Source organism: Microvirga sp. 3-52, assembly GCF_018383585.1.
Lineage (GTDB): Bacteria > Pseudomonadota > Alphaproteobacteria > Rhizobiales > Beijerinckiaceae > Microvirga.
Window position 1 is genome coordinate 111,960 of sequence record NZ_JAHAMK010000009.1, and the last position, 12,573, is coordinate 124,532.

At 63.9% G+C, this 12,573-nt stretch carries 10 protein-coding genes and 1 pseudogene; 9 read left to right on the forward strand and 2 right to left on the reverse strand.

Features of this window, described 5'->3' with window-relative positions; genetic code table 11:
- Positions 1-247: 247 nt before the first annotated feature.
- The gene (locus KHP60_RS09815; protein ID WP_213563714.1) at positions 248-2,377 is read right to left on the reverse strand and encodes a response regulator; all 2,130 of its coding nucleotides are present in this window, start codon (positions 2,375-2,377) and stop codon (positions 248-250) included.
- 426 nt (positions 2,378-2,803) lie between these two features.
- On the opposite strand from KHP60_RS09815, the gene KHP60_RS09820 reads away from it, so the two are divergent.
- From KHP60_RS09820 to KHP60_RS09860, 9 genes are all read left to right on the forward strand, one after another.
- Complete coding sequence (locus KHP60_RS09820; RefSeq protein ID WP_213563715.1) at positions 2,804-3,121, forward strand: helix-turn-helix transcriptional regulator; 318 nt, start codon at positions 2,804-2,806, stop codon at positions 3,119-3,121.
- A 52-nt stretch (positions 3,122-3,173) separates the two neighbouring features.
- A complete protein-coding gene (locus tag KHP60_RS09825; protein WP_213563716.1) occupies positions 3,174-3,428 on the forward strand; it encodes a DUF1127 domain-containing protein in 255 nt (84 codons plus the stop codon).
- A 17-nt stretch (positions 3,429-3,445) separates the two neighbouring features.
- A complete protein-coding gene (locus KHP60_RS09830) occupies positions 3,446-4,876 on the forward strand; it encodes an NAD(P)-binding protein (RefSeq protein ID WP_213563717.1) in 1,431 nt (476 codons plus the stop codon).
- Between the two features lie 54 nt (positions 4,877-4,930).
- Positions 4,931-6,118 (forward strand): MFS transporter, encoded by a 1,188-nt coding sequence (locus KHP60_RS09835; protein WP_213563731.1) that lies wholly within the window; start codon positions 4,931-4,933, stop codon positions 6,116-6,118.
- Positions 6,119-6,376: 258 nt separating this feature from the next.
- Positions 6,377-8,776: a heavy metal translocating P-type ATPase gene (locus KHP60_RS09840; RefSeq protein ID WP_213563718.1), complete on the forward strand. Its 2,400-nt coding sequence runs from the start codon at positions 6,377-6,379 to the stop codon at positions 8,774-8,776.
- 39 nt (positions 8,777-8,815) lie between these two features.
- Positions 8,816-9,232, forward strand: a complete 417-nt coding sequence (locus KHP60_RS09845; RefSeq protein ID WP_213563719.1) for a hypothetical protein — start codon at positions 8,816-8,818, stop codon at positions 9,230-9,232.
- An 86-nt stretch (positions 9,233-9,318) separates the two neighbouring features.
- On the forward strand, positions 9,319-9,555 hold the full coding sequence (locus KHP60_RS09850; protein ID WP_213563720.1) for a DUF2933 domain-containing protein: 237 nt from the start codon (positions 9,319-9,321) through the stop codon (positions 9,553-9,555).
- A complete protein-coding gene (locus KHP60_RS09855) occupies positions 9,552-9,848 on the forward strand; it encodes a hypothetical protein (RefSeq protein ID WP_213563721.1) in 297 nt (98 codons plus the stop codon). The genes KHP60_RS09850 and KHP60_RS09855 overlap by 4 nt, the downstream gene beginning before the upstream one ends.
- Positions 9,849-11,075: 1,227 nt before the next feature.
- On the forward strand, positions 11,076-11,906 hold the full coding sequence (locus tag KHP60_RS09860) for a hypothetical protein (RefSeq protein WP_213563722.1): 831 nt from the start codon (positions 11,076-11,078) through the stop codon (positions 11,904-11,906).
- A gap of 532 nt (positions 11,907-12,438) precedes the next feature.
- On the opposite strand, the pseudogene KHP60_RS09865 reads toward KHP60_RS09860, so the two are convergent.
- Positions 12,439-12,573 (reverse strand): annotated as a pseudogene (locus KHP60_RS09865) (IS5/IS1182 family transposase); the annotation flags it as partial.

Sequence of the window (12,573 nt, forward strand, 5' to 3'; positions counted from 1 at the left end):
TCGGTTGTCTGCACTGCCGATAACTGGCTGACCGAACCCAAGGGCTATCACCTCCATAGATGAGCAGCCTCGGTGCGTCCATCTGGCGAATGTCAGCTTGCAGCTCCACATCAGAAGTTCAGCGAATGTCCGCCTCGTGCCCAGCTCCTGACATTTCGATTATGGGTTAGTGCCGGAGCGGTCGCTGGCCTGAGGCAACAGCAAGCGGTCATAGCTGGCGCAGCATGTTGCGCTGGTCGGTTGGCAATCAATCCAACCTGCGGAATGGTACCACGTTCGCTGGCCCGCAGGTTGAGGTGACGACTGACGCTATTGCGTTCTCCAGTTCATCGCGCCGAAACGGCTTCGTCAGCCGCGGAAGGGCAAGTCCGGCTCGTTCCGGCAGCTCCGCATGACCGCTGGCCAGAAGGATCGGCAGGGCTGGCCACTCCACCCGGATCCGCTCCGCTAGTTCCAGACCGGTCATGCCTGGCATGGCGTGGTCGGTCACCACCAGATCAACAGACGTATTCTCCCGCAAGACCTGCAGAGCCATCTTTCCAGACGAGGCCTCCACCACCGTGTGACCGAGATCCTCCAGCATCGCAGCGGTCGCACTCATTACCAGGGGATCGTCCTCGACCAGAAGCACCGTGCAGGTACGATGGGCCGGGCTGGAAGTTTCGTCAGGTGCAGGTGCCGCGGCCACCACTTCGCCCTGGGGCAACCAGATCTCGGCGGCCGTACCCTTCCCGAGCTCGCTCCTCAACTTCAGGGTACCGCCGGACTGAACGGCCAGACCATGGATCATCGAGAGACCCAGGCCCGTGCCCTTCCCAACCCCTTTGGTTGTGAAGAACGGCTCGACCGCGCGGGCGAGCGTGGCCGCGTCCATGCCCATTCCGGTGTCGATCAACGACACACACACATAGGCTCCAGGGCTCAGGCCGTGCGTGTTGCCCTCGGCGAGTTCTTGCGCGTGTGCCGCGATGGTGATCGTCCCGCTGATCGGCATGGCATCACGAGCGTTCACTGCCAGGTTCAGCAACGCCATCTCAAGCTGGTTCGGATCGACCTTGACCGGTGGCAGGCCTGGAGGAAAGCGCGTCACGATCTCAATGCTTGGCCCGAGGGAGCGGGTCAGCAGGTCCATCATGCTCGACACGAGTTGTGGCACGTCGACAGCTTGCGGCGTGAGATCCTGACGACGGGAGAAGGCGAGCAGCCGCTGCGTCAGGGCAGCACCGCGTTGGGCGCCCTGAATGGCTCCTTCCAACAGCCGCTTACCTCGTTCGTCATCCTTGACGCGCTTGCGCAGGAGGTCGAGGTTGCCGAGGATCACCGCCAGCAGGTTGTTGAAATCATGGGCAATGCCGCCGGTGAGTTGGCCGATGCTCTCCATCTTTTGCGCCTGCAACAGCCGCTGTTCCGCGGCAAGGCGCTGGCCGCTCTCATGCCGCAACCGGACGAGCGCGACCTGCTCGGCCTGCGCCCGCCGCAGGGCCAACCACGAGACGAGGAACAGCGTCAAAGCCGATAGGGCCGCCACCATGCCGTATAGCGCCAGGTTGCGATACCAGCGTCCCAGTACGACGTCGGAGTCTATGCTGAAAGCAACATAGACCGGGTAGTCGCCCACACGGCGGTAGGCGAAGTAGCGCTCGCGCTGATTGGTTGAGGAGATGCCCGACGCGGCTCCTCCATAGGGTTGCGCTGCGATGCTCCGCATGAGGATGTTGTCTGGTCCCAGCCGGCTATAGGTCACGTGCACAGGAGATCGAGCCAGGACCGAGCCATCCTCGCGGATCAGGGTGGCCGCATGCGGTCCCGGTGGGGCGGCCTCCTGGAAGAAGCGGCTGAAGTACTCGGGACTGAGCGCGACGTGGATGATACCATCGAAGTGGCCTTCGGGTGTCGAGCGGCGACGGCTGACGGCGAAGGACGGCTTGCGGGTTGCCTTGCCCTCGAAAGCCGCACTGATGTATGTGCCGGCGTCACGTCCGCGCTGGGCCTGGAAAAACTCGCGCTCATGAATATTAGCGGCAGGATCCCAAGCCTGGCTGCCGGCTCGGACACGCCCGGTCGCATCCGTGATCCAGATCGACACGGCCTGCTCCAGGGGAGCCTTGAGCCGCTGGAGGAAAGCACTGGTTTCCGGCGCAGAGATCTCCTCCCATGACAGCGCGTGGGTGCGATCCTCGACCCGCCCGATTACGAGTTCCACCGTATCAAAGACCTTACTGGCATGCTCGTGCAGGATGGCTGTCGTGCGGACGATTGTCCTCTCGCTGTCGTTCAGAACCTCTGTGCGGTTCCAGGCTGCTGCTGCGGCGAACACGACAGCCGGGACGAGCAGCGAGGCCACGATGAGCAGACGGTGCAGACGGACCGAGGACATGAATACGAAAGCTTCCCATGGGAGTGCGGAGGAAGATGCCAGGCGAGGCGAGGCACTGCCAAAGGAGCCAGTGTCATGGTTTGGTTCACATTAGAACTAAACCAAGGTGTAGCAAGCTTTCCATGGCTCCTGTACCACCTGCATCAGTGAAGACGGTGTACGGCCGAACGTCAGTAGCAACCAAGCCAGGAGGGCTTGTGCTGATGTCTCTACAACTGCAACATCGATGCGCGAATGTTCCGGCGCAGCAAATTTGAGGAATGTCGGCTCGGGGTCAAACTGAGCCGCTGGGCATGACCATGTGACGGTCCGCTGTTGGCGGTGCCACGGACGAAGTTCTCTCATCCACATCAGGCTGGCACCATATTTCGGCAATTCTAGAAATATCGCTTGACGGCTGACCCGAGTAGGTTCATTGTTATTTCCATGAATGTCGAACAAGCAGCCAAGCAACTCGAAGCTCTCGGGAACACCACCCGGCTCCAGGTCTACCGTACCCTCGTCCGCGCCGGCGAGGCCGGTTTGCCGGTCGGGCAGATCCAGGAGCGCCTCGGCATCCCGCCGTCGACGCTGTCGCACCACCTCCAGCGGCTGCTGCTGACCGGACTGGTAACACAGGAGCGGCAGGCCACGACCCTGATCTGCCGGGCCAACTACCCGGCGATGAACGGCCTGATCGGCTTCCTCGCCGACGAGTGCTGCGCCGACGCCGGATGCGCGACCCAGGCGGAGAATGCCGCCTGATTTTTATTTGCCCACTATTTCCATGATGCCGGAAATATAAAAGGAGACGCAGATGCCAGGCTTCCTTCCCTTCCTCCTCCACCTCGCCCGCGCGGCCCGGAATCGCCAGCGTGTCGTCGCCCTCAGCGAACTGGACGACCATCTTATGCGCGACATCGGCCTCCAGCGGGCGGACGTCATCGCTGTCCTGGCCCAGCCCCGTCACCGTGATCCCTCGCGGATGCTCAAGATCCTCTGCTGCCACGGACGTGTCTTCGTCGAGCGCGTGCGCGACGGCTTCGCTCCCCGCGCCGCCTCCTGCTGCTGACTGCCACGGAGTCTTCCATGACCACGCTCGAAACCCTCCCCGTTGCCGTCATCGGCGCAGGCCCGGTCGGCTTGGCCGCCGCCGCCCACCTGATCCGGCGTGGCCTGCCCGTGAAGGTCTACGAGGCAGGCGCCACCGTCGCTGCCAACGTCCGCGACTGGGGCCATGTCCGCCTGTTCTCGCCCTGGGAGTACAACACCGACACGGCGGCCCGCGCCCTACTCCAATCCCATGGTTGGCAGGAGCCGCCTAACAAGGCGATGCCGACGGGATTGGACCTGTATCAGGCCTACCTCAAGCCGCTCGCCGAGACGCCGGAGATGGCAGCGGTGATTGAGACCGGCGCCACCGTGAAGGCGATCACGCGCCAGGGCGCCGACAAGGTGCTCAGCAAGGGCCGCGAGACCAAGCCCTTCGTGCTTGCCGTCTCGAACGGCAACGGCGCGACCCGGCGCGACCTGGCGCGGGCGGTGATCGACGCCTCCGGTACGTGGACGGCCCCGAACCCGCTCGGTGCGGGCGGCATCCTTGCCGAGGGCGAGGCCGAGAATGCGAACCGCATCGCCTACGGCATCCCGGACGTGCTCGGGCGCGACCGCGCCATCTACGAGGGCAAGACGACCTTGGTTGTTGGCGCCGGACATTCGGCCGCCAACGTGCTCCTCGATCTGGCTCGGCTGGCTGAACGCGATCCGCAGGCCTCCATCGTGTGGGCGACCCGCGGCGAGAACCTGATGCGGGTCTATGGCGGCGGGAGTGCCGACCAGCTGCCGGCCCGCGGTGAACTCGGGTCCAGCCTGAAGACGCTCGTCGACAGCGGGCAGGTCACCCTGGTGGCCGGCTTCTCCGCCACACGCGTGAAAGCGGTCGGCGACCAGGTGGTGGTCGAAGGCGAGACCGCGGGCGGCATCCGCGCGCTCGGCCCCGTTGACCGGATCGTGGTGTCCACGGGACAGCGCCCGGACCTGAACCTGACCCGCGAGCTCCGGCTTGACCTCGACCCATGGCTGGAGAGCTCGAAGGCCCTCGGGCCACTGATCGACCCGAACCTGCACTCGTGCGGATCGGTGCCTCCGCATGGCCATCGCGAGCTCGCCCATCCGGAGCCGGGCTTCTACGCGGTGGGGATCAAGAGCTACGGGCGCGCGCCGACCTTCCTGATGCTGACCGGCTACGAGCAGGTCCGCTCGGTGGTGGCGGCCATCGCCGGCGACCTCACGGCGGCAGACGACATCCACCTCGTCCTGCCGGAGACGGGCGTCTGCTCGACCAACATCCCTGCTGACGGTGCAACGGCACTCTCGGGATGCTGCGGCGGTCCTGCTCCCGCGCAGATCGACGCCTGCTGCGTTGCCGATGTCGAGGCCAAGGCCGAGGGCAAGTCCGGTTGCGGATGCGGCCCGGCAAAGACGCCGGAGAAGGTTGCGGAACCGGCTGGCTGCTGCTGAGATCACCCTGTGCCGAACTCTGCAGCCGAGGCCGTGGTCGAGGATCCTTCCACCCTGAAACCAAGCCCGAGGGTGGTCATCTCCACCCTGGGCGTCACGCAGATTCTCGCCTGGGGATCGTCCTATTACCTGCCCGCGGTGCTCGCGAAGCCGATTGTCGCCGACACCGGCTGGTCGCTGGCGTGGGTTGTGGGTGGGCTGTCGGCCGGCCTGCTCGCGGCGGGCCTAGTCGCGCCGTGGGTCGGACGCACCATCGACGCCAAGGGCGGCCGCCCGGTTCTCATCGGCAGCTCGGTCCTGCTGGGATCGGGGCTGGCGCTGCTGGCGTTGGCGCACAGCCTCCCCGTGTACTTCATGGCCTGGCTTATGATAGGCGTCGGCATGGGTTCGGGGCTTTACGACGCCGCCTTCGCCACGCTCGGCCGCCTCTATGGCAAGCAGGCGCGCCACGCGATCACCACCCTGACCCTGTGGGGCGGATTCGCCAGCACGGTGTGCTGGCCCCTAAGCGCCTGGCTCGTGGAACACTTCGGCTGGCGCGGGGCCTGCACGGTCTACGCCGCGATCCAGATCTTCATCTCGCTTCCGCTGCAAGCCTTCGTCCTGCCCGGCCTCCCCGCCGCCAGGCCGGATGGCAAGCCGGCCGGGAGCGCCTCGGAAGCCGCGTCCACGGCCTTCCTGACGGGGACCCGGCGGACGCGGGCCTTCCTGCTGCTCGCCGCCGTCCTGACACTCGGGTCCGTGACCGCCTCGATGATCGGGGTGCACCTGCTGACCTTCCTGCAGGCCCATGGCCTGGAGCTCGCGGCGGCCGTTGCCCTCGGGGCGCTGGTCGGGCCGTCCCAAGTCGGGGCGAGGATCGTGGAGATGGCGTTCGGCCGTCACTACCATCCGATCTGGACCATGGTGGCGTCCGTGGCCTTGGTGGCGACAGGGGTGATCCTGCTTGCCGCCGGCTTCCCGATCCTGGCCCTGGCGCTGGCGCTCTATGGGGCCGGCAATGGGATCGGCTCCATCGCCAAGGGCACTCTCCCGCTCGCGTTGTTCGGACCCTTCGGGTACGCCTCGCTGATGGGCAGGCTGGCCATGCCGAGCCTTCTCGCACAGGCGCTGTCGCCATCCATCGGCGCGGTCCTGATCGAGTGGGATGGCGCGGACGCGGCGCTCCGCTTCCTGGCCGGGCTGGCTTGCCTCAACCTCGCCCTCACGGGCCTGCTGTGGGTGACCGCCCGAAAAGGCTGAGCTAGGCCGGCAGTGCCGGATCATCGAGGGGCTGGCTGACCATTGCGAATGTCGGCACCACCAGCACCAGGTGATAGGCTGTCCTGGCTTAGCAGTTTGAAACCTCCAAAATCCAGAGCGGGATGATGCTGTGGTGCGGCATTGTCCCAGATCAAGGTCACCATGCGAGGCCGCCAATACTCCATGGTTCCGGACGCTTGACCTTGCCATCATGGGAAGGCCGAGCATCCATTCCTGCATAGGAACGTGAGGTGAGCCATGACCCAGGATCGCACCGTCGAAGGCCATGCCCACGAGGGGCATGAGCATCATCATGCCCATCACGGGCATGGCCATGGGCACCATCATGAACCCGCAGCCGATGCCGGGAAGGTGAAGGATCCGGTCTGCGGGATGATGGTCGATCCGCACAGCACCACCCATCGGGCCCAGTACCAGGGCAAGCCGTACTATTTCTGCTCCTCCGGCTGCCACTCGAAGTTCACGGCCGAGCCTGCGAAGTACGCAGAGCCGACGGCGACCCGGAAGGCGGAGCCCGTGCCAGAGGGCACGATCTATACCTGCCCGATGCACCCCGAGATCCGCCAGGTCGGTCCGGGCTCGTGCCCCATCTGCGGCATGGCCCTGGAGCCGGTTCTCGTGAGCGCCGAGGCGACGCCGAACGCCGAGCTCATCGACATGAAGCGCCGGTTCTGGATCGGCCTCGCCCTGACCCTGCCCGTGTTCGCGCTGGAGATGGGCGGGCACCTCACCGGGCTCGACCACCTGATCCCGCGCGCGACCTCGAACTGGGTCCAGCTCGCCCTCGCGACACCCGTCGTGCTGTGGGCCGGGTGGCCATTCTTCGAACGCGGCTGGGCCTCGATCAGGAACCGCAGCCTCAACATGTTCACACTGATCGCCATGGGCACCGGCGTCGCGTGGCTCTACAGCGTGATCGCGACGCTTACCCCCGGCATCTTCCCGGCGGCCTTCCGCGGCCACGACGGCTCAGTCGCGGTGTACTTCGAGGCCGCGGCGGTGATCACGGTCCTCGTCCTTCTCGGACAGGTGCTGGAACTGCGCGCCCGCGAGAGCACCAGCGGCGCCATCCGGGCGCTGCTCGACCTGGCGCCGAAGACCGCACGGCTCATCCGGGACGACGGCGCCGAGGAGGAGGTCCAGCTCGACACCGTGCAGGTCGGCAACCGCCTGCGGGTCCGTCCGGGCGAGAAGGTCCCGGTCGACGGCATCGTCATCGAGGGGCGCAGCGCGGTGGACGAGTCGATGGTCACCGGCGAGTCGATGCCCGTGACCAAGGAGGTCGGCGCCAAGGCCATCGGCGGCACCATGAACCAGTCCGGCGGCCTCGTCATCGAGGCCGAGAAGGTCGGGCGCGACACCATGCTGGCGCAGATCGTCCAGCTCGTGGCCGAGGCCCAACGCAGCCGCGCCCCGATCCAGCGCCTGGCCGACCAGGTCTCCGGCTACTTCGTGCCTGCGGTCATCGCCGTGGCGCTCCTCGCCTTTGCGGCGTGGGGGATCTGGGGACCGGAGCCCCGGCTCGCCTTTGGACTGGTCGCGGCGGTGTCCGTCCTGATCATCGCCTGCCCCTGCGCGCTCGGCCTCGCCACGCCGATGTCGATCATGGTTGGCGTCGGCCGCGGCGCCGGGGCCGGCGTCCTGATCAAGAACGCCGAGGCCTTGGAGCACATGGAGAAGGTCGACACGCTCGTCGTCGACAAGACGGGAACGCTCACCGAGGGCAAGCCGGCGGTCACCGCCCTCGTGCCAGCGTCCGGTTTCACGGAGGCCGAGGTGCTGCGCCTGTCGGCCAGCGTCGAGCGGGCCAGCGAACATCCGCTGGCGGTCGCCATCGTGGCCGCCGCCGAGAAGCAGGGCGTTGCCACCGCGCCGGTGACGGACTTCGACTCGCCCACCGGCAAGGGCGCGCTGGGCACTGTGGAAGGCCGGCGCATCGTGCTCGGCAACAAGGCGTTCCTGGCCGAGCACGGCGTCGATGTCGCTCCCTTGGCCGAGCAGGCCGACAGACTGCGCGAGGACGGCGCCACGGCGATCTTCGCGGGCATCGACGGACGGGTGGCGGGTGCCATCGCCATCGCCGACCCAGTGAAGGCCTCGACGCCGGAGGCCCTCGCCGGGCTCAAGGCGGAGGGCGTGCGGGTCGTGATGCTGACCGGCGACAACTGGACGACGGCGAAGGCCGTGGCCCGCCGGCTCGGGATCGACGAGGTCGAGGCCGAGGTCCTGCCGGACCAGAAGAGCGCCGTGGTGGACAAGTTCAAGCGCGCGGGCCGCGTGGTCGCCATGGCGGGCGACGGCGTGAACGATGCGCCTGCGCTGGCCGCGGCGGACGTCGGCATCGCCATGGGCACCGGCACCGACGTCGCGATGGAGAGCGCAGGCGTCACCCTGCTCAAGGGCGATCTCACCGGGATCGTTCGGGCGCGGCGGCTGTCACGGGCCACCATGCGCAACATCCGCCAGAACCTGTTCTTCGCCTTCGTCTACAATGCCCTTGGTGTACCGGTGGCGGCGGGCGTGCTGTACCCGGTCTTCGGCATCCTGCTCTCGCCGATCATCGCGGCCGCCGCCATGGCGCTGTCGTCGGTCAGCGTGATCGGCAATGCGATCCGGCTTCGGACCGTGCGGCTCTGACGCCGGGGCCGGAGTGACCGTCCGGCGAGGCGGGCGCTCATGAGCCCGCGCCCTGCCACGCGCCTGCTGGTCGCCGTCGGGCTGCTGACGGTGGGAACGGGTCTCTACCTCATGGTCCTGCGCCCGCCGCTGCTTCCCGAGGACGTCCGGTTTGCCGGGCTGGACCCGTTGGCCTCGCCGCCTGCCCTGCTCGGATGGCTGGCAATCGTGTTCCGGACCTGGGGTGCGTTCGTCGTGGGCTTCGGGTTCTCCCTCACGGGATGCGGGGTCTCTCTGGCAACGGGACGCCCTGTCTGGCTCCGGTACGGTGTCGCCCTCGCCCTGAGCGTCTCCTTCGGCCAGTTCCTGTTGAGCAACTGGATGCTGCGGTCGGATTTCCTGTGGCCCATCGTGGCGTTGTTCCTGGTGGCGCTCGCGACGGCCGTCGGCCGCATCGCCGCGAGAGAGGGTCGCTGAGGGGCCATCCGGAAGTTGACCGGGATCAACGCGGGCTTGGCAGAAAGGCCCCAGAATGACGACAGCCCATAATCGGAGGCCGCGTCATGACCACGACACCGACTGTTTCCTCTTCCGCCGCGAAGACGTCGCGGACCCTTCTGGTCGGCACGCCCCTGGGCTGGGTCGTCACGCTCGCGTTGGCTGCGCTCGGGGTCTACCTGTTCGCGACGCACACGGGCCACATCCTGGCCGCCTTGCCCTACCTGCTGCTGCTGGCCTGTCCGCTGATGCACCTGTTCATGCATGCTGGCCATGGCCACCGTCATGGACGGCGCGAGTGACCGCCATCAGGCCAGACCGCCTGCGGTTGGCCGAACTCACGTCGGGCGTGGGCGCGGTCGTCCTTGGTGTAGGGCTTGGGGTGCTGGCCGCCGACCATATTGGCTCCCTTGGTCTTCCGCTCCTGCTCGTCGGTGCGGCGGTCCACGCCTGGGGCATGTTCGACAAGCACCGTCTGGGGCGCCAGGCCGACGCGCCGGAGGTCTGGTGGGAGCCGGCGGCCTACTGGACATGCTGGGGCCTCCTCGCCCTGCTCGCGGTCGGTCTCGCAGGGCGTCTATCCGGCATCGTCTGATCGGGCCGTCCGCGTCCGATTATCCGGTTGTAGACCGACACGAACAGGACGGCCGGGATCCAGGCCGCCACCGCGTTGCCCACGATCCCCTCCACGAGGGTCCGCCCCGGGTTGTCTGGATGCGTTGCGAAGAGGCTGATCCATCCATGGGCGAGGCCCGACGTTGGCCACACGAACGACAGCAGGTAACAGATCACGAACAGTCCAACGAGGGTCGTGGTCAGCGCCCACCCCGTCGCCACGAAGCGCATCGGGGCTGCTTTATGAGCCTGCGACGTGGGCAGCGTCGTCTTGATGGTTGAAGTTGACATGATCGCCTCCGCGATCCTGAACCACCATATCCCCATTATTCGCCGCAGGGAGCCTGAAGGCAAGATCCACCAAGCAGGTCTGACCTTGTCTCGCTGGCGCTGGGTTCGCGACGGCGTACTATGGTGGACATACACACCTTTGGGAGCGGCATACTCCTCACCTTATATGCCAACTACTAAGCCATTCTATATACACACGAATATGCCCCTCCTATTATTATTTCTGCGGATCGACCACGGGGTGCAGCTAAGGGCAGCGAGATTTGCTGTGTCGCCCATAAAGCCGTCGTTTAACCCAATTGTCTGCGCAACGTCGCCCATAACAGTGTTGTGCAGACAGCCTCGGCGGGAACGGGCAAAAGCTCGGACTCAGTGTAGGTTTTCACGTATCGTGGCACTAACTCAGATATCGTGACACTGACAACACACAATGGCCGCCATCTCGGCGGCCATTTTTGTATGTGTATGACAGGCGCCCATTCACCCAGCCCGAACTGTGTCCGAAAACCTCTGACCCACCGAGGTTACGCCTTGGTGCATGGCGCGTTCCGCAACACGCCTTAATGAGCTCGGCTTGCGCGTGTCTCACCGTAAGCCTCGGCGCCGGTCGGTGGTTCTGCCCTTTCGACCCGGACCAACGCACCTCAAAGGGCATCCTCAAACTTGAGGAGCTTGGGACCGAAGTACCCGCAGGGGGCTAGGGAAGCCAATCCTATATAAGGATACGGCGCGGATTGACATTGCTCAAGACGCCCTTGGTAATAGGCGTTCTGATCCCTTCTGCCGCCAAACAACTCTATGAAGCGCCACCTTGTATTCCCATTAGATTTCGATACCCGAGCGCTGCTCCTCGAGGAGGGGGGGCGAAACATGGGAAGAGCATATCAAGAAACAACATAGGCAAAACCGTGCTCGATTGATCGAGGCGCTCAAGCAGGAGTTTGGACCGGCAGACTTCGACATGAAGGCAGTAAACTTTAAGGAATTAGGGCCTTCTCCCTTTTCAATTGTATCATATCATAATGTCTTCTTCTGGCAGGTGAGATCAGCTTTTATACAAGGGCTGTATTATCCAGCTCTGACGAGTGCCTGTGCGCTAGGTGAGCGGATGCTGAACCATTTAGTTTTGAGCTTGAGGGATCATTACAAGGACTCATCGCACTATCGGAAGGTCTACCGGAAATCGTCATTCGATAACTGGGATATCGCCATCGACGCGTTGGCCGATTGGAGGGTTCTAAATGAGCAGGTCGCATCCAACTTTCGCGGACTTAAGTCCATCCGAAATAAATCTATTCACTTTCATCCCGAGACGTATTCAACCGTTAGAGAAGATAGCCTTTCAGCTATCAAGCTAGTTAGTAAAATTATTGAGCACCAATTTGGCTTCTTCAAGGTGGAGCATGAGTGGGCAATTTCGGGAACGATAGGTGCTCAATTCGTTTCTAAAGCTTATGAAGACGACCCCTTCATAAAGACCTTTTACCTCCCACAATGTCCGCTCGTTGGTCCGTACTATGCAGTGGCCTTTCATGAAATTGGGATATTGTTCTTTGATCGCGAAAGCTATTCGGATCACGAAATCAGCGATGAAGAGTTTTCCAAACTCTTCAATGAACGGGCTCCAGAGGAAGTGGTTTCGAGTGACCTGCCATTGCGCCCGGGAGTTGCTCCCGTTGGCGTGCTCATGCGGAATGGTAAGTATCAACTATTGATAAGGGCCGATTCAGCTACAGATGCTTCGTAATGAACAGGCAACCTAAATGATGACGGGGCCGGGATCAGCCCGCGAGGCTACCCGGCGTCCTTCCGGGGCTTAACTTGAAAGCGTTCGCCAATATTGATCGAATAGTCCAACACAACCTCCATTGAATAGCTCAATGTTCCCGGTTTTAGTGAAGCCGCGAGCTGCAATGTCTTCGATTATGGTTTTCTGATCCGGTTCTGAAACTGCGAAAGCTGTTCCCAGAACTCTGGTCGCCTTGGATGGTTTGGGAGGATTTAGCAGCAACATGTTTTGTGGGTGGTATGCGAGCCCCAAGAACACGATCGTATCTGCCTCCATTATGGCATCGTGTATCTCAGGCAGTGGAGAGTTTTTGCCAAGCTGCTCAGTGAATGTCTTGATTTGCCGCGACATCTCTACGAGTGGTGCCGGCAGTTCCCTACGTCCACCAAACTCGACGCTCGGATCCCTGCTATTCTGCCAGGGAAGCCGCCCGATTGTGCCATAGGGATGCATAATTCTTAGAGGCTGACTCAAAAAGACTTGTGGTGTTTCAGGGTCTTGCGAGCCGTCTTGTCAGCATCCGGATATGAGCGATGAAGACCCAAGCCACCGCACTTTCAATGGAGGCTTCGAAGTCCTTGGCCAGGCGGCGGCAGCGTCCAAGCCAACCGAAGGTTCGCTCCAC